This is a genomic window from Vibrio sp. Hep-1b-8 (assembly GCF_006124995.1).
In the GTDB taxonomy this organism is placed as follows: domain Bacteria; phylum Pseudomonadota; class Gammaproteobacteria; order Enterobacterales; family Vibrionaceae; genus Vibrio.
Genome location: NZ_QEWN01000127.1, coordinates 74625 through 91883 on the forward strand (window position 1 = coordinate 74625; position 17259 = coordinate 91883).

Here is a 17259-nt window from a genome sequence, read left to right on the forward strand (position 1 = left end):
CAGTTGCAAGTTTTCATTTGTGCAAAGTTAGGTTGAATGGCGAATCTCTCAGCAGGGAAAATTGCATTTCATTCTTATTGATTGATTTATAAAGAAAATTTACTATCGGTCGATATGCTAATCTCATGGGAAGGGTCTAAATTAGGCATGGCACTTTGGTGATAACACCGAAGTTTGCAGACCAAGATATCAACGAATGCAGAATGGCTTTCTGCGTCAGTTAAATCAGCAGCAAGATGGCTGGTTCTTTGGCTTTAAACTACTCTGATGTAGACTGGCATAACAGGGGCTAAGTGGGTAAACTTAGCCCCTGTTGTATTTTAAAAGGTAAGTGAGATCATGAGTGATTTCGAAAAAGAGCTAGAACAGATGGCTCAGGAAATGGGTGATGAACCAGAAGTGGCATTACCGTCGATTGATGAGCAGAAAGCGATTGCACAAGAGTTAAAGAAGCTTGAAGCCGAAGGTAAATTGACCCCAGAAGTCCTAGAGCAGTACTTTGGTAAGTTCTACGCTAAGAATGATAAGCCAGTGCATTAATTTGTATTGATGACTGATTTAGAAGCCGCCGAGTGCGGCTTTTTAACGTTTGGAAACAAAGATGTTTATTGTATATCGTTTAATTAAGCTGGCGTTGATCTCCGCGCTGTTTTTCACTATTTATGATTTGATCGCGTTCGGTGAAATCACCTGGGTTGGACGTCTGTTATCGCATATTTAGCTTGTAAGGTTCTAATCGTGACGGATGCTGGGATCGTCAAACTAGGCTTTGCCAAACGACTCGCTTTTGAATTCGAGCGAGTTGGCGTCAAGTGCGTCATCTTCAGTGACGTCCTCCCTGACCCTACCTATGATCAAGTTGATGCTGGATTAGTGATCTATCGTGAGCAGCAGTGCCAAGGCGTGGTCGCGATTGGTGGAGGCTCGCCAATAGATTGTGCAAAGGTTATTGCTGCGTGTGCGACCAATAACAAACCAGTGCGACGTCTGGTTGGATTATTGCGAGTTTGGAAATCGCCAGCTCCAACCTTCGTGATTCCCACCACGTCAGGGACAGGTTCTGAGGTCACCGTTGCGGCGGTTGTGTCTGATCCAGTCACCTATAAGAAAACCCCAGTTGTGGATCCTAAGTTGGTGCCGATTGCGGCAGCGCTTGACCCTTCTTTGATGCTGGCGCTACCTGCCTCTATTACAGCCCAAACAGGCATGGATGCGCTGACTCACGCCATTGAAGCATACATTTCCTGCAACGCTACCGCTGAAACAGATCGCTATGCGCTTGCCGCTATCACTCTTATAGACGAGAACTTAGAAAAAGCGGTGAGATTTGGTCAGAATGCGACCGCACGGCAAAACATGGCATTGGCATCCTACTACGCTGGGCTTGCGTTTACCAAAGCCAGTTTAGGTTATGTTCATGCCATTGCTCATACCCTCGGCGCTAAGTACGGCACGCCACACGGGCTGGCCAACGCGGTGGTTTTACCCCATGTTTTAGAGTTTTCCAAAACCGAAGCGGAATCGAGTCTTGCCGAACTTGCGTCGGCGTTGAACCTTACTAATCCATACACCCCTGATCGAGACAAAGCGCAGGCTTTAATTGAGTATGTAAAGTTGCTACAGCATAAATTGGGTCTGCCGACTCATTTTGACAATATTCTTCATGAGCACGTCAATGAACTGGCAAAACAGTCGTTACATGAGGCGAGATGGAACTATCCGGTCCCTAGGTACATGCAGCAAGAAGAGTGTGAGAAAATGCTGCTAGCGATATCAACGGCGAAATAAAAACAGCCCTCAAGTTAAGCTATGAGGGCTGGTGACTATAGTTAGACTAACCTGCTATTACTTCACAGTCCATGCGATGGTTTCACCCGCACGGATTGGCACGACAACATCTTTGCCAAAAGGCATAGACTCTGCCACTGTCCACTCTTGTTTGGTTAGAGTGACGGTATCCGTATTACGTGGTACAGCGTAGAAATCTGGGCCGTTATGACTAGTAAACGCTTCTAAATTCTCTAGCTTGTCTTCTTGTTCGAAAACTTCTGCATAAAGCTCTAGTGCTGCGTGCGCTGTGTATGACCCCGCACAACCGCAAGCCGCTTCTTTCATGCCTTTTGCATGTGGTGCAGAGTCGGTACCAAGGAAGAACTTCTTGCTGCCGCTTGTCGCTGCTTCAATTAGAGCTTGCTGGTGAGTGTTGCGTTTAAGAATCGGCAGGCAGTAGAAGTGAGGCTTGATGCCTCCTACCAACATATGGTTGCGGTTGTAAAGTAGGTGGTGAGCAGTAATCGTCGCCGCGACGTTTTCATTCGCATTTTTCACAAAGTTCGCAGCGTCGGCGGTAGTGATATGCTCAAGAACAATCTTTAGATCAGGGAAGTCATTGACGATAGGTGCCAGTACAGTGTCTAAAAACGCTTTCTCGCGGTCAAAGATATCAACATGGTGGTGAGTGACTTCGCCGTGTACCAGCAGTAACATTCCCACTTCTTGCATCGCTTCTAAAACAGGGTAGATGTTCTTTGCATTCGTCACACCAGAATCGGAGTTAGTTGTGGCACCAGCAGGGTAAAGCTTAGCTGCAACTACCGCACCAGAAGCTTTAGCTTTACGAATCTCATCAGGTGTTGTGTTATCTGTTAGGTAAAGTGCCATTAAAGGCTCGAACTGTTCACTTGGCTTCTCTGCCATGATGCGTTCACGGTAAGCCAGAGCCATATCGGTATCGGTAACAGGTGGGATTGTATTTGGCATGATTAGCGCGCGTCCATTGTAGCGGCTAATGTCTCGCACGGTATCCTTTAGAACTTCTCCGTCACGTAAATGAACATGCCAGTCGTCAGGACGTGTGATCGTAAGTGTTGTCATTTTTGCTCCCACCATTGTAAAATTTGTCTGATTGGAGCCTAACCGATAGGAAAACCTTGAAGGCAAACGCTTACGCTTAGGCGACAGGATGATAGAGCAAAGCGCTTTCTATTTCATCTTCTTTTTTGGTGGAAGCTATTGGTTGGGTAATTACTCGCCTCAACGGTTGTGGTTAGCGGACCGTTAACCACAGTGCGTGAATCGAACCTGGAATGAAAAAGAAAAACGTCAGAATCAGGTTGATGACGAAGTCTTTATTCAAACCTTTATCGAGAAAGACGGCCAAAGGTGGTAGAAAAATACACAGTAGGATCATCACTAGTTTGTTCATAAGTCTGCTTAACTCCAATAAATTGAATACATCGGTTGGTACCTGTTCGGCATTATCTCGTTTCGCGACAAGATGTCTATTCTATTAGCCTAGCAGACGATAATATTCAGAGTGTTCTTACGTGTTTTAGGCGCGGATTTCATTTTTGAGACGCTCAGTGCTTGTTGGTTATTTGTAAAATAAACTCAATTAAATCAAACGGAATTAGGTATAATACCGCAACAATAATTACTGCTTAGGATAAGCAATGTCAGCACCTATTCTTTCACAAATCAATGCCTATCCGGTCAAATCCGTTGGCGGTTTGTCACTCTCAACTTCTTGGGTTGAAAAACAAGGTTTGATGTTCGATCGTCGCTTTATGCTTGCCTTGGCGGATGGTTCGATGGTCACTGCACGCAAGTACCCACAGATGGTTAGAGTCCAAGCGAATCTCTCGCCAGATGGCGTTATCTTTACTGCGAAGGGTTATTCAAACCTACGAATTCGCTATTCAGAATTTAAAATGCAACAAGCGCCAGCACAGGTGTGGAGTGATAACTTCGTCGCTTACACCACCACAGATGCTGCCGATGATTGGTTTAGTGATGTTCTTGGTCAGCGTGTGGAACTGCTTTATTGCGGTGAACAGTCGAATCGTGTGCGTGAAAAATTCGGCCATAACGTGAGTTTTGCAGATGGATACCCTTTGTTGGTGATCAGCGAAGCATCGCTATCCGAGCTCAACCGACGTAGTCCTGAAACTCACTCTATGGATCAGTTTCGTACTAACTTAGTGGTTTCAGGTACCGAGCCTTTTGCTGAAGATGGATGGAAACGTATAGTATTGGTGAAGTCGAGTTTGAAGCTGTGAAGCCGTGTGAGCGTTGTATCCTGACCACGGTTGATGTTGACAAAGGTGAGTTTAGAGCAAGTAAAGAACCACTGAATACCTTGTCACAGTTTCGTGCAAATGAGCGTGGCGGGGTATTTTTCGGCCAGAACCTCGTCGCTCTTAATGAAGGTGTGATTCATCAGGGCGATAAAGTTGAAGTGCTTGAATACAAAGATAAAGAGTTCTATCCCGACAACAGTCCGAAAACTTTAGTGATGACATGCGTTGAACGAGAAGAGATCGCTAGAGATTTTATCACTTTCTGGTTGGAACCACAGCATGGAGAGTTCCCCGTTTATCAGCCAGGGCAACATCTGCCGATTACATTGAGAATTGGTGCGGAGACCATCGCGCGTCGCTACACCTTATCATCTAGCCCTTCAAGACCTGGGCGTCTGGCAATCTCTGTTAAGCGTATTGATGGTGGGCGTGTCTCTAACTGGCTGGTTGACAACTTTGCGCTTGGTGACTCGCTAACTTGCGAAAGACCAGATGGCAGTTTCCATTTGGGTGATAAGTCCAACCAGCCGTTATTGCTGCTATCAGCGGGAAGTGGTGTCACACCTATGCTATCTATGTTGCGCTATTTGGCAGATCATAATCAGTTGGATGATGTGGTGTTTTATCACCAATGCCGCAGTGTAGAGGACATCCCATGTAAGTCGGAGTTGGATGATTTACGTCGTCAACATCCTGGTTTAACGGTGCTCATCTCCCTTTCTCAGGCACCTATCGATTGGTTCGGCTTAAAGGGACGTTTAACCCTAACTCACCTCAAACAGATCAAGGATGCAAAGTCCCGCCAAGTATTTGTTTGTGGCCCTGATGGCTTTATGCAAAAAGCAAGAAACTTGCTGATTAAAAAAGGGCTACCGGAAGAAAACTATCACCAAGAAGCGTTCGGGGTGAGCCAGATTTCTCAGCAGCCAGTTAAAGAACTGATGCTAAGTGTTAATGGGCACGTTTTCAAAGGGGATAATCAGAAAACACTGCTTGAACAAGCGGAAGATGCGGGAGCGTCAATCGCGAATAGTTGTCGTGCTGGTCTGTGTGGTGCATGTAAGGTCACGGTGGAATCAGGAGTTGTTCATCAACCCGACGTGCCCGCGTTGCAAGAGCATGAACGAAATATGGGGGTAGTGCTTGCATGTTGTAGCGTACCGCAAACAGATGTTGAAGTGGTAAGCTAAGCGTTCGTTCAAGTCATAGATAAAAAGCAGCCGAGAATAGGGCTGCTTTTTTCATTCTAGGACACTTTGATTACGGCCTTGATGCTTGGCTTTATTCCACAACTGAGTGAAAAGGGCATGTTTTTGTTGTTGAGTGACGACTGAAGAAATTGGATACGAAGCCGTTCTGCTATCTGATAGGCCTCTTCGGTCGCGGTGTGATTGAGAACAATGAGAAACTCTTCGCCCCCTATTCGACCACAGCAGTCTGATTTTCTTAGGTTATGACGGATTATATCTGCCAAATCTATCATCACGTTGTCACCGAAATCATGTCCATATTCATCGTTTACTTGTTTAAAATGGTCGATATCGATAATGATGCAACTCAGTGGGAATTGATGCAGCTTGGCTGCTTGATAGGAGTCGGCTAAAAACTCCCACAGCTTGCGTCGGTTACACAGTTTAGTGAGCTCGTCAGTGTTGGCTTGTTCGATCAACTGTTCGCGCATGTTAACCAGATCCGTGATATCTGTTGAGACACCGATAAGACCAATGACTTCTTGCGTTTTGCTACTAAAAATAGGCTTTTTGATGGCGCGATAGATTTTGACTTTACCATCGGGAATGGATTGAGCGCGTTCTTCATTGATCACGGTTTGAGCATGTTCAAACACCATGTTGTCGCTGCGCAATATATCGGTTAACAAATCGGGGTGGAAGAAATCCGCATCGGTTTTGTTTTTTAGATTCTCAAGCGAGGTTTCAAAAAGATCTAGGGTTAGTTGATTGGCATACAGATACTCTCCCTTGTGATTCTTGATAAAAACGTAAGACCCAATTTCATTGAGCACCATTTCATGAAGGGCGAATTTGGCTGGGTTATCGATATCGTCTATGTGCTTTAGCTTGATCATTTGACCTCCTAACTGCCGTGAGGCTGAGTCAATAACTCAAAGAGCTAAAGGCAAAGGGCAAGTTGAGAACCTCTTTAATAACCTTATACCTATTTTTGTATTAGTACCTAGATTTGCTAAATGTTTTGGACAATTTTTGAAGCGCGGCTTCGCAGTTTCAACTGAGATAGCAATACCCCAGACACGGTTAGGAGACCACCAATTACATGGTAATCACGAACCGTTTCGCCTAACAATGAAGCCGCTAACGTAATGGAAACCACGGGCATCAGATTCATAAACATTGCACTGGAAGCTGCACCAATTAAGTCAATTGCTTTGACCCACATCCAAGGCGCGGCGACAGAAGCCGCGAGGCCCGCATAGGCGATTAAAGGAATAGCTTGCTGAGAAGGGAGTAATTGTTCACTGGAAAGCCAGAGTGGTGTAAGCATGAGTAACGCGAGAGTGCCCTGCATGTAAACCATCGTCCAGTTTGACAGAGGCATTTTCCAACGTTTGAGCAGGACGCAGTATGCGGCATAACATATTGACGCCAAAACCATAATTCCATCACCCGGCGTGATGTCTTGATGGAGGAAAAAAATTATATCGCCTTTACCGAGCATAAACATTAGCCCGGCCAAAGCCAACACGCCTCCTACGATACTGAGTGGCGAGATGGGCTTTGCTAAGAGCGGAACACTAAGAAATATGGCTAGCAGAGGCACAAGAGAGGTAATCAATGCCATATTAGACGCAGTTGTTGTTAGACCCGCATAGTAGGATAGAGACTGATTGAGCACCATACCAAGCATCGCCAGAAAAGCCAGTTTCGCTAAATAAGGACGAATAGTTTGCCAGTGCTTGATGACGTTAGGCAGACAGAAAGGAGTGAGAAGAACGATCGCCACTAGCCAGCGATAAAAACTCATTGCACTCGGTTCAATGGTACTTGCGGCCATCTTATTTACGATCACATTTCCGCCCCAAATAAAAACCGTAAAAAGAGGGAGTAGGTAAACCATGCCAGCACCAAGAAATGAATTAGACCGTGAACAGTTTGACAGGTCGATATAAATATATATATCTTTAAAAAGACATTGTGAGTCATAGGAAGACAGGTTTGAGAAAATCAGCAAAACACCTTCATCCCTCGTTATCAATTGATAAGGCACCATCAGATGTGTTTATGAATTTCGAGGCATTTCTGTCTAATACGGAAACGCGAATGCACAGCCATCCATGGGGACAAGTACAGTTAATCAGTGGTGGAATCTTGGAAATGGAGGCGGAAGGTACCCGTTTCCTTGCTCCGCCACATTTGGCAATCTGGGTTCCCGCGGGCGTAAGGCACACCAGCTATAACCGTAAACCTCTCTCATACTGTTCGCTCAATATTGCTCAGGCGTTTACTAAGAACTTCCCCGAATGCACCAGCTTGATAAAAGTGACGCCTATCGTCTCTGCTATCGTGGAAGACTTTCGGCAGCGGGATATAAATGTCGCGAAAACTGACTCTGACAAACGTTTGGTGCAGGTGTTGCTCGACCAGTTGGCGACTCGCGATACTCAACGCCACTTCTTACCTTCAACCGATAATAAATATCTCGCTAAAATACTGGCCGCGGTGGAAGAGAACCCCGTTGACAACACCAGTCTCTCCCTCTGGGCGGAGCGAGTGCACACCACGGAACGGACGCTCGCTAGGCATTGTCAGGCAGAGCTTGGAATGAGCTTTACCGAGTGGAGACTAAGAGTGCGCTACTTATACTCAATGGAGTTGCTACGCAAAGGACACTCAGTTAAAGAGGTCGCTTTAACGCTCGGTTACAACCAAGCCAGCCCATTTATTGCTATGTTCAAGAAATACGCCGGCCTGACACCAGAACAGTACAAAAGCCGCTTACTTTAGCCTTCTTTAAAGGGGAGGAAAAACTGCGCTATATTTCAATATTGGTGGTGGCTTGTAAGTAATTTATTTTGCAAAATAAATCCTATCGAAAGTACATCGAGTGAATTTATTGTCGATGATATTTTGTTCTAAATTAATGACTAGAGAAGCGTATGTCAGCAGCGGAAAAATCGTCTCGTAAACTCAGTATTTATATCATCTCAGTGGTACTGGCTATTTGGCTCTACAGTTTGTGGGCGGATAGAGTAACACCTATTACCACAGACTCTAAAGTTCATACTTACTTGGTGCGTATTGCACCAGAGGTCTCTGGTAATATTGTTGAGGTCGGTGTTGAGGACAACCAAATCGTAGAGCAAGGTCAAGAGTTGTTTAAGATTGACCCGCGCAATTATCAAATAGCGCTTGCTTCTGCTCAAGCAAATTTGGCGATTGCAGGCCAGAATATTGGAGCGAATACTGCTGCCGTTGAAGTGGCTCAAGCAAAAGTGGTTGATGCACTCGCAGCACGAGATAATGCTCGTGAGCAAGCGACTCGAACTGAAAGTCTAGCGGCACGTGGTGTGTTAAGCCAGTCAGATCTAGACAACGCGATTGAGGCAAAAGAGCGAGCTCAAGCAGGACTCGAAGCGGCGCAAGCCTCTTTAGTTCAAGCAAAGCAAAATCTGGGGCCAACGGGTGAGAACAACCCTCAAATCCTTGCCGCGATGGCGGGTCTTGAGAAAGCTGAATTAGATCTAAGAAAGGCTCAAGTTTTAGCGCCATCACACGGCGTGGTGACCAACATGCAGCTCACTGTCGGGCAAAATGTGGTGGCGGGTTCACCGGTTTTAACTTTTTTAGATCCTCGCAGCGTATGGATTTCCGCGCAGGTGCGTGAAAACTCGATGGAGTTTATCAAGCAAGGTCAAACAGTAAAGATAGTGCTTGATGCACTGCCAGGAAGAGTCCTAAACGGTAAGGTAGAGAGTATTGGATGGGGGACGGGAGGTACAAACAATATCGATCCTGCGACTGGTTTTCTGAATTCGAGTCAAGGCAATATCGCACCTCAACGTTATCCTATCAATGTCGTATTTGATGATCTTGAACAGGCAACCAACATCCGTTATGGCTCCCAAGCAACCGTCGCGTTTTATACAGAACAAAGTGGTTTTGGAGAATTTTTAGCGGGTATCTGGATGCGAATTTTGAGTATTTGGACTTATGTTTCGTAGTTCAGCAAACCCAGTATTAAGATTGGTGCTTGCACCCACTCTGCTGCTTTATTACCTGATTTATCAAGGTGAGTTTTTGCCAGTGCTTGCGCCGATGTTTGTGGTGATTTTTCTCACCATAATGCCATCCAAGCCACCACTTGATATGTTACTGAAACTATTGGCGGTTGTTTTGGTAGTCAGCTTGGGAGTGGTGTTGTTAGGGCAGGTATTGTTTGATTCACCCACTGGATTCGGCTTGTTTTGCTGGTTGATGTTATTTTGGAGTTTTTACCGAAGTCACAATGACCCAAAAGATATGCTTGCGACATTCTTGCTTCTGTTCGTGATCATTACTTTTATCGTCAATTTACAGTTTGATATTTCGGTCTCAAATCTACCCTGGTTGATGCTAGAAACGTTCCTCACGGCTATTATCGTGACTTACGCTAGTTTTTTACTTTTCCCTGGCGATCAGAAAGATATTTTGCCAGATGAACAAGACATGGATGGGGCAGAAACACATCTAGGCTTAATTGCATTTAAGGCGACAACGCTTATTCTAGCGATGTATGTCCTTGTGGGAACAGCAAGCTCGCAAACTTTACTGATCGCAATTACTTTGGGCAGCATGATTAAAATACCGGTATCACGAGATCAGCGTATTTTTCGTAACAATCGTTTGGTCGCGACCCTAGCCGGAATTTTAGCCACATTGCCAATAATGGTAGCGCAAAACTACTTAGCAATGCCACAATGGGCCTTGATTGGTGTGACCTGTTTTATGGGGTTGCAACTGGCGTGTTTTGCGATCAGACGTGAGTGCCGACTCAGCATCTATCAACTCTTGTTTATCAACTTTATTGTGTTGCTAAACCAGCTACTTACTTACCAAGGCGAGCAACCTATCAGTGCTGAAGTGACACGACTTATCTCTATTTCGGTGGCGATCCTTCTCGCAACCGTCATTTTGAACCTCACCCAAGTCAAACCAAAACCTTATTCAGCTCCTCAGTAGAGGAGCTTCATTTTCTTGATAAATGTTTGTTCAAGTATTGGATTGCTTGCTCTTTACCCATGTACTTGCCTAGAGTTTTTGTCGGGACAGACGTTAGATCAACCACGATGAGTCCATCAAGGGCGTAGTTAAAGGCTGGGTCAACGTTAAAACAGACCAACTTACCATTCATGCCCAAATATTGTCTTAGCAATACGGGGAGCCCCATCCCTTGTTCTAGTCGATTAAGAACTTTTGACAGGATAGGGAGCTTAGACAGTGAACTTAGCATGTCAGGACGCCAGAATTCTTGCCCACTTTTTTCTAGAGGGCTTGTTGGAGCGACCAATTTAGCTTTGTCATTGTCGTAGTAGTGAACGGTCATCACGGATGCAATAAGCTGCCTCGCGACGGGACTGTAGTCATTGCTGATGCTGACCGGACCAAATAGATGCGTGTACTGAGGGTAGCGGTAAACAAACGCCGCAATCCCTTTCCACAGTAGTAGCAAGGAGTGTATATTACGCTGATATTGTTTAGCGACGACTGAACGGCCCAGTTCAATTGATTGCCCGAGGCTGCTTATAAATGCTTGATCGTATTTAAATAAGCTAGAAGAGTAGAGGGCGTCAATTCCTCCTTGTTGAATCAACTCATCGACTAATCCTAAACGATAGGCGCCAACAAGATCTCGCTTGACTCTGTTCCAAACGAACAATTGATAGTATTGGGTGTCAAAATGGTCTAGATCGCAACTTTTACCGCTCCCTTCTCCCACATCTCGAAAGCTTTCTTCTCGTACTCGTCCAATCTCTTGCATCATTCTCGGAATGGTTGGGGTTGGAGCACAATAGACATCGAAGTCTCCTTGTTCCAGTAGTTTGTACTGTTCGAGGGCTAACAGCTCGTGGTGTAATTGTTCTACCGGCACAGGCGCGATAATTGGCTCGAGAGTGCCATCTAAGGGAGTAAGAGGTCGCTTGTGGGTCACGCTACCCATTAGATAGGTATTTAAACGAAAGTACTGGGCAATCTCTTCATCGTTAGCGAAGTCTTTGATCTCTGTGTACGGGATAGGATTGCCGACTGAAACTGAAACCGTTTTACCGGATTTATTCAGGAGTTCTCTTCCCAGCATGGCAGTTCTTAGTAGTGGGTGAATTCGCCCTGCCTGATAAAACAACTTGCTATTCATACCTTGGATGAACAATGGAACGGTTGTCGCTTGTGCATGTTTGACAAATTTGGCGACTGACTTGCTCCAAGTTTTGTCGGTAATCTTATTCTCATTCGCTTGCCATGAAGAGACTTCTCCGGCAGGAAAGAGTATCAACACGCCTCCTTGTGAAAGGTGTTGATTTGCTTCTTGGATTGCTCGTCGGTTAGTTCGTTTGGCTTGTTCACCACCAAATACATCGACGCCAATGAACAAATCATTAAGCTCAGGAATCCGTTTAAGTAACTCATTAGCAAGGACTTTGACATCTTTGCGCACTCTTGAAACCAAAGATGCGAGGATGATGCCTTCAATACCACCAAATGGATGGTTGGCGACAATCAATACCGGGCCTTGACTGGGAATATTTTCAAGGCGGCCGTGATCCACCTGATATTGAGTCCCTATACGAGTTAAGGCTTCGTTCATAAATTCAAAACTGTCCTCTGGCAGCGCTTCTTGCCGATAGAGTGAATCAAGTTTAGAAAGGCCTGTTGCCCATTCGATGACTAATTCGCCAATGCCAAATGGTGTTTTACGTGGTAATCGGAATGGACTATCAATCATACTTAGCTCCTCGGGTAACAAGGCGGTGAGTAACGCTACCTTGGTCTTGTAGATCGCGTAGCAGGAGCAAGGCGGTAATCAGTTCAGCCAAAGCGATAAAGTTTGCTGGCATATGTCTCAAAGGGGGGAACGTCATAGTAATCCGCCTTACTGTTTAATGAGGGTTGGCCAGTTTTGGTCAGCCGTTGAGATGTGACCAGCGCGATCGGCATCCCATAAGGCTTTTACTTCGGCGTTGTAGTTAAGGTAGAGCTTACCATTGATGATTGACCACTGATTTGGGTCAGAGGGTGCGAAGTCATTTTTTGCTGATACCGCCCAAGCGCAGTACCCGCCATATTGAGGAGCGTAAGCTTCTGGATCGGCAATAAAAGTGTCTAGGTTAGCTTGTGAAGAGAAGTACCAATCTGCACCTTTATATTGGGTTTGCCATTTGCTGTCCCCTTTAATGGGCTTACCTTGAGTAAAATAAGCCACGGTGTCGTAGCCACTAACAGCCTTGTTGCTAAAGATGCCTGTAGATACCTCATCTGCAGCGAATGAAGCAAAACTTAGTAAAAGAATAACTAGACCAAATAACTTTTTCATTTAAAAACTCCTTGTTCGACAGTGTCATGCTTGAGGCAAGTAACACGGGTGTTAAAGTCCACGTTGCGAAGGTTGTCGATAGATTGGTAATGCATTTCTTGCTTGGTAGAAGACACGACAACGGAAGTAAAACTTACCGTTCTGGCATCATTTCTTGCCATTAATGGTGAAAGATGAGGGCTGGTGGTGTCGTGGGTTAGATGAAATTCTTGACCCACTTGCTCAATAGGTAATCGGGTAACTAAACGCTCAAACAATCTTCGGCGGTAGTCACGTGCTTGGGTAAAGTTCACTGCCGCGGAAACGATCGGAGCAACCGCGTGCGAACGGGTTAATCTTTCTCCATCCCATGTCCAAAGTACCGTTTCATTCGCAGTACGATGAGTGTCAAAAGAGACCAAAGTAAACGGGGCAAAGGAGCCTAGTCTCATGGATAGAAGACGGTGATCAACTGACTGACTAGAACAGCAACTTGCAAGTTGCTTGATGACCAAGCCGCGGCTGGTCAAATTGCCGTTTGGCATCTTTCCTTGGTAAAAATTGAGCAGGCAGACGGTTAAACCATGCTCATTGGTTGAGATCCAGCTGCCACCACCGACAGGGTCAATGGGCATTAAGCAGCGAACGTCATCAATCAATACACTTTGTGGTTCGATTGCTGGTAGGCGAGTTCGTTGTTCATCGCGGTTGAAACAAACCTCATAGTGCGTATTGCCGTGGTAAACCCAAGATAGTGTGCACATAGTTATTGTGCCCTCTGATAGGTGGCAGTGGTTGGTGCGACACCAAAATGATCATCGGATTGCACACCGCGCAGTGAGGCGACGACTTTCGCCATGGCAAAGTGATGGGTTGCATGCAAAGCTGCAAAGGTAAGCTCGCGTACCAGCGTAGACGAAACCTCCTCAACGCTTGTTCGTGAAAGCATAACCTCTGTTTCAACGTTAACTGCCTGATTGAGCTCACTAGATGGCAATCCAAACAGCCATTCAATTAACTCACTAATCTCCTGCTTAGCCATCTCTATGCTGCGCTCAACCGTATGGCCTCGTCGACGAACATTGTAGTCAATGGATGTCGGTTCAAGTTTGATCGCCTGGAATAAATCGAGCCAATGGCGAAAGTGTTCACCGATAGAACTGTTTACATGCGGATGAGCAATAAAAAGATAGTCATCGTCGCTGAGGGTTTCGAGAAATTCATAGCCTTGATTTAACGTTTCGATGCATCCCATTACCGCGAGGGAAGGGTGTATCTGTGCGTCATTCTCTGAGCTTGTCGTTAGATTTTTCATCGTTTGCTCCTAAACTAGCAATTCAGTTAATCCGTCATTGGGTAGCGCTGTGTTAGCCGCTTTTCTTCTCTCCAAGCTTGAAGTAATGCGCCCAAGCTTGGTGTTTTGTGTCCCTGCTTTTTTTGCTTAGCCCCAATTTGATAGAGCAGACGATATTGAGTTAATAGCGTCGAAAAAATATCTTTTAGGCGGGTATCGCTATCCCAAATATGCGCAGCTTCGCTACTGGCACCATTGATCTCTAAGATGTCGAAACATTCCCCATTCATTAATGCGTGAATATCTCTGAACTTGATATCGAGACGGCCGTAATTGAAACCCTCAAACTCAGTGAGAATCGTATCTAGCTGCTGCTCAAGTGCCGGCGTAATGAACTGATTACCATCACGAAAAATAGCGCCACGAGAATGGCTACCCGCAAACGCCAATTGGAATTGGTTGTTAGCTGGAATGACGAGGTCGAGGTGCTCACTGTGGCGTGGTAGGTAGAGATGCTGTAACTTGCCCGCTCTCGGACACTTATCAATCAATTGTTGTAGGGTCGATTGACCATCTCCAACCACATACGGTGAATATTTCAACGTAATCGAGATGATCCTGCCTTTGGTTTCACCGGGCTGTCTGACGTAAAAAACACCAGCTTCTGCGCTGTACGGTGACTTCTTCTGAAGTAGAAAGCGTCCGGAGAGAGGAAAGCTTTCGATGTAGTCTCTCAGTTGTTGATTGGAATGAATCAGCTTGACACCGACACCACGGCAACCCAGATCGGGTTTAGCCACCAGTGGATAGCTCAGGTTCGCCGCGTCGAGTTGCTGTAACGACTCATTTAGTAGGTCATCAGTGTGGTTTGAGGATTTGACCAAGGTAATAAAGGGCAAAATCCATTGATTCGCTGTCTCGCCTGCCGAGGTGAATATATCGTGTTTGGATTCTCCCACCATGCCACTCAACTTAATCGCAGGGTTAGCAATAAGCGGCAGTGCCCAATCTCGGTGCGCCATACTTAACACGGCACTTTGGAGTACAACGGGAGTGTAGAAAAACCATGTGGGTAGGAATTCAAAAGGCGAGATAACTCGCTTTGGTTGCTCTAAAACGGGCATTCCCGCGTTGACCATTCCCTGCGGAATGACGTCAAGGTTAGCGAGCTCTATCATAGGTATCCCTTAATAGCGTTTTGGTTAGAAGTTTGTTTACAAGCACCATCAGCAAGCCTCCCAGTGGAATGAGCACCCAACCTGATTGGTGCTGTTGAAACCACTGCGCGTTACCAAGTTGGAAGAAAGAACCGAAAATAAGCACCGTCCATAAAGCGGTTGCTGTGAGTACGGCGAACAAGAATGTGGTTTTGGCTACACCAAGAAATCCACTTAATGTGAATCCGACGGTTCGTAATCCCGGAATGAATCGCACCAAAAATAGCGTCATGAACGCTCGTCGATGCAATATGTGTCGCAGACTTCTCGTCCGCTGATAACGGAACAAACGATAGCGAAGAAAACGAACTCTTTGTGCCATTTTGCCGATCATATCATCTGTCATAACTGATCCCCATCAATCCTTAGCGCAAAACAGTGCCAACTAGAAATAACTTAGATAAGTCATTTCTAGGTAAAGTGGTCATAACATTCACAGAATTTCTAAATGCCACTCAGCTAAAGAAAGGGAGGAGTTAAGAAAAATTTCATCAATAGATGATAATTACTAAACGCTCTTGGAGACTAATCGGACTAAAGCGAGCTCTTTTATCCTAAAGATTTATCTGGGATGCTCAGTAAATCCTGATTGATTTAGCGCCTTATTCCGACGTGGTGGATGATATTGATTCTCAATATGTGATTGTAATTCATTACATATGTAACTAATAAATCTAATAAAAACTTTATATATGAAGCTGCTTCATATTTTGCTGTTATGTTCTATTCGGGTAAGTCAAACGGTACTTTAGCCGCACAAGCAGCCTTTGTGACGCCTGATTTTCGATTTGATGCACCAGACTATGATGATACTGATGGTTGTGAATCAGCGGACTTTATAGGCAAAGACGTCGCAGACAAAATTGCCATCATCCAACGGGGTGGGTGTAGTTTTAGTACTAAGGTAGTCAATGCACAAAATGCGGGTGCAAAAGGCGTGATTGTCTTTAACCAAGGCAATGGAGAAGGTCGCACCAGCGTGGTGAATGGCACCTTGGGAGCGACGATACCTGCTTTTGGCGCGCGCTACGAATTAGGCAAACAGTGGTACGACTTAAGCAAGACGACTGACTTGCCTGTTAGCCTTCAACTCAACGTACAAGATGACGTTGTTCTGACGCAGAATATCATCGCCGAAACAAAAGGTGGTGATGAGAATCAGGTGGTTATGTTAGGCGCTCACCTTGATTCTGTTCCTGAAGGTCCGTTGGATAGACTTCTGTTGTCGTGCCATAAACACAGTTTGTCACGCCGCCACATAGCCCCAGCTTAACCATATGGTAGTTGATCACCCCGTGCTGAACGACAGCAGAACCAATGATTTCGCCTTTGTCGTCAGCAGGAGCAATATGAGTCACTTTTGCGACCGACTCAATCACCGCTGCCTGGAATTCCGGTTGAGGGTTTTCGGTGTCACCTACGGTGTAGAAACCATCTGGAATCATACCTTCAATGTATTCAATACCATCGCGAGCTGCTAGAGCAGGGCGAAACTCGTCTTCATCGCTGTCTGTGGTTTCATGCAGGTCGATATGAACTAGGATCTTGCCTTGGATAGAGGCGACTAGCGCCATCAGATTGGCGGATTCTTCCGCTGGGCTATCGGCATAGAATGAACGGTTAGGGTCGATAGCCAATGGATTCCAACGATTGATGGTTTCGTAACCCCACGGGCTGACACAAGGGGCGACGATAATATTGAAGTGCTGACTGTAAGTGGCCATTTTATCTGCGGCGAATTGGAGTGCACCGTGCACGCCACTGGTCTCGTAGCCATGTACACCACCAGTCACCAAAACGACGGGTTTCGATATGTCCCAATTCTTAGTTTTAATGCAAAAAAGCGGGTAGCGTTTAGGGTCATAAGAGAGCGCACCATATTGCTCGACATCAAATTGGTTTTTAAGAGCGAGAATCTTAGGGACGACTTGTTGCTGATATTCGCGTTTAATAGTGGTTTGTTGACGCCATGCGATTTTTTCCGCTTCGCCCCATTTTTGCCCAGGGGTTCCGATTGGATAAGTGTAAGTACTGCGCATTACCTTGCCTTTATTGTTATTGGAAAATTGCACCTAGGATAGAGTGCTGTAACCGTACAGGCAAATGTTCTATCGCTGAAATAAAAAGATTGACTGTGTGCTGACGT

At 45.6% G+C, this 17259-nt stretch carries 15 protein-coding genes and 4 pseudogenes; 7 read left to right on the top strand and 12 right to left on the bottom strand.

Annotated features, from left to right (window positions below):
* The first annotated feature begins 339 nt into the window (after nt 1-339).
* Nucleotides 340-540, top strand: coding sequence for a restriction endonuclease subunit S (locus tag DA100_RS17020; RefSeq protein ID WP_138973218.1), 201 nt, complete (start codon nt 340-342; stop codon nt 538-540).
* 186 nt (nt 541-726) lie between these two features.
* Nucleotides 727-1788 (top strand): annotated as a pseudogene (locus DA100_RS17025) (iron-containing alcohol dehydrogenase); the annotation flags it as partial.
* A 57-nt stretch (nt 1789-1845) separates the two neighbouring features.
* Here the strand turns inward: DA100_RS17025 and pyrC are convergent.
* The gene (gene pyrC, locus DA100_RS17030) at nt 1846-2874 is read right to left on the bottom strand and encodes a dihydroorotase (RefSeq protein WP_138973220.1); all 1029 of its coding nucleotides are present in this window, start codon (nt 2872-2874) and stop codon (nt 1846-1848) included.
* A 172-nt stretch (nt 2875-3046) separates the two neighbouring features.
* On the bottom strand, nt 3047-3205 hold the full coding sequence (locus DA100_RS17035; protein WP_138973221.1) for a YqaE/Pmp3 family membrane protein: 159 nt from the start codon (nt 3203-3205) through the stop codon (nt 3047-3049).
* A gap of 247 nt (nt 3206-3452) precedes the next feature.
* On the opposite strand from DA100_RS17035, the pseudogene DA100_RS17040 reads away from it, so the two are divergent.
* Nucleotides 3453-5269 (top strand): annotated as a pseudogene (locus tag DA100_RS17040) (hybrid-cluster NAD(P)-dependent oxidoreductase).
* Between the two features lie 56 nt (nt 5270-5325).
* Here DA100_RS17040 and DA100_RS17045 read toward each other — a convergent pair.
* Together DA100_RS17045 and DA100_RS17050 are read right to left on the bottom strand one after the other, a co-directional pair.
* Nucleotides 5326-6165 (bottom strand): sensor domain-containing diguanylate cyclase, encoded by an 840-nt coding sequence (locus DA100_RS17045; protein WP_138973222.1) that lies wholly within the window; start codon nt 6163-6165, stop codon nt 5326-5328.
* A gap of 116 nt (nt 6166-6281) precedes the next feature.
* The gene (locus DA100_RS17050) at nt 6282-7172 is read right to left on the bottom strand and encodes a DMT family transporter (RefSeq protein ID WP_138973223.1); all 891 of its coding nucleotides are present in this window, start codon (nt 7170-7172) and stop codon (nt 6282-6284) included.
* 98 nt (nt 7173-7270) lie between these two features.
* Here DA100_RS17050 and DA100_RS17055 point away from each other — a divergent pair, with 98 nt between their 5' ends.
* The 3 genes from DA100_RS17055 to DA100_RS17065 all read left to right on the top strand — a co-directional run bounded on the left by DA100_RS17055 (nt 7271) and on the right by DA100_RS17065 (nt 10273).
* Nucleotides 7271-8059, top strand: a complete 789-nt coding sequence (locus DA100_RS17055; protein WP_138973224.1) for a helix-turn-helix transcriptional regulator — start codon at nt 7271-7273, stop codon at nt 8057-8059.
* 152 nt (nt 8060-8211) lie between these two features.
* Nucleotides 8212-9276 carry an HlyD family secretion protein gene (locus DA100_RS17060; protein WP_138973225.1) on the top strand — a complete coding sequence of 355 codons (1065 nt, stop codon included), beginning with the start codon at nt 8212-8214 and terminating at the stop codon, nt 9274-9276.
* On the top strand, nt 9266-10273 hold the full coding sequence (locus DA100_RS17065; protein ID WP_138973226.1) for a DUF2955 domain-containing protein: 1008 nt from the start codon (nt 9266-9268) through the stop codon (nt 10271-10273). The genes DA100_RS17060 and DA100_RS17065 overlap by 11 nt, the downstream gene beginning before the upstream one ends.
* Before the next feature lie 7 nt (nt 10274-10280).
* On the opposite strand, the gene DA100_RS17070 is transcribed toward DA100_RS17065, so the two are convergent.
* The 7 genes and pseudogenes from DA100_RS17070 to DA100_RS17095 form a co-directional block, all read right to left on the bottom strand.
* A complete protein-coding gene (locus tag DA100_RS17070; protein WP_138973227.1) occupies nt 10281-12035 on the bottom strand; it encodes a GNAT family N-acyltransferase in 1755 nt (584 codons plus the stop codon).
* Nucleotides 12028-12171 carry a hypothetical protein gene (locus DA100_RS21060; RefSeq protein WP_171052244.1) on the bottom strand — a complete coding sequence of 48 codons (144 nt, stop codon included), beginning with the start codon at nt 12169-12171 and terminating at the stop codon, nt 12028-12030. Before DA100_RS21060 ends, DA100_RS17070 begins: the two co-directional genes overlap by 8 nt.
* An 11-nt stretch (nt 12172-12182) precedes the next feature.
* A complete protein-coding gene (locus DA100_RS17075; RefSeq protein WP_138973228.1) occupies nt 12183-12623 on the bottom strand; it encodes a YHS domain-containing (seleno)protein in 441 nt (146 codons plus the stop codon).
* Nucleotides 12620-13366, bottom strand: coding sequence for an NRDE family protein (locus DA100_RS17080; RefSeq protein WP_138973229.1), 747 nt, complete (start codon nt 13364-13366; stop codon nt 12620-12622). Before DA100_RS17080 ends, DA100_RS17075 begins: the two co-directional genes overlap by 4 nt.
* A 2-nt stretch (nt 13367-13368) precedes the next feature.
* Nucleotides 13369-13917: a hypothetical protein gene (locus DA100_RS17085; protein ID WP_138973230.1), complete on the bottom strand. Its 549-nt coding sequence runs from the start codon at nt 13915-13917 to the stop codon at nt 13369-13371.
* Between the two features lie 26 nt (nt 13918-13943).
* Nucleotides 13944-15074 carry a D-alanine--D-alanine ligase gene (locus DA100_RS17090; protein WP_138973231.1) on the bottom strand — a complete coding sequence of 377 codons (1131 nt, stop codon included), beginning with the start codon at nt 15072-15074 and terminating at the stop codon, nt 13944-13946.
* Nucleotides 15058-15447 (bottom strand): annotated as a pseudogene (locus DA100_RS17095) (DedA family protein); the annotation flags it as partial. The pseudogene DA100_RS17095 and the gene DA100_RS17090, both read right to left, overlap by 17 nt.
* Nucleotides 15448-15816: 369 nt before the next feature.
* Here DA100_RS17095 and DA100_RS17100 point away from each other — a divergent pair.
* Nucleotides 15817-16320 (top strand): annotated as a pseudogene (locus DA100_RS17100) (M28 family metallopeptidase); the annotation flags it as partial.
* Here DA100_RS17100 and DA100_RS17105 read toward each other — a convergent pair.
* Nucleotides 16280-17152, bottom strand: a complete 873-nt coding sequence (locus tag DA100_RS17105; protein ID WP_138973232.1) for a M14 family metallocarboxypeptidase — start codon at nt 17150-17152, stop codon at nt 16280-16282. The pseudogene DA100_RS17100 and the gene DA100_RS17105 sit on opposite strands and share 41 nt — an antisense overlap.
* Nucleotides 17153-17259 lie beyond the last annotated feature (107 nt).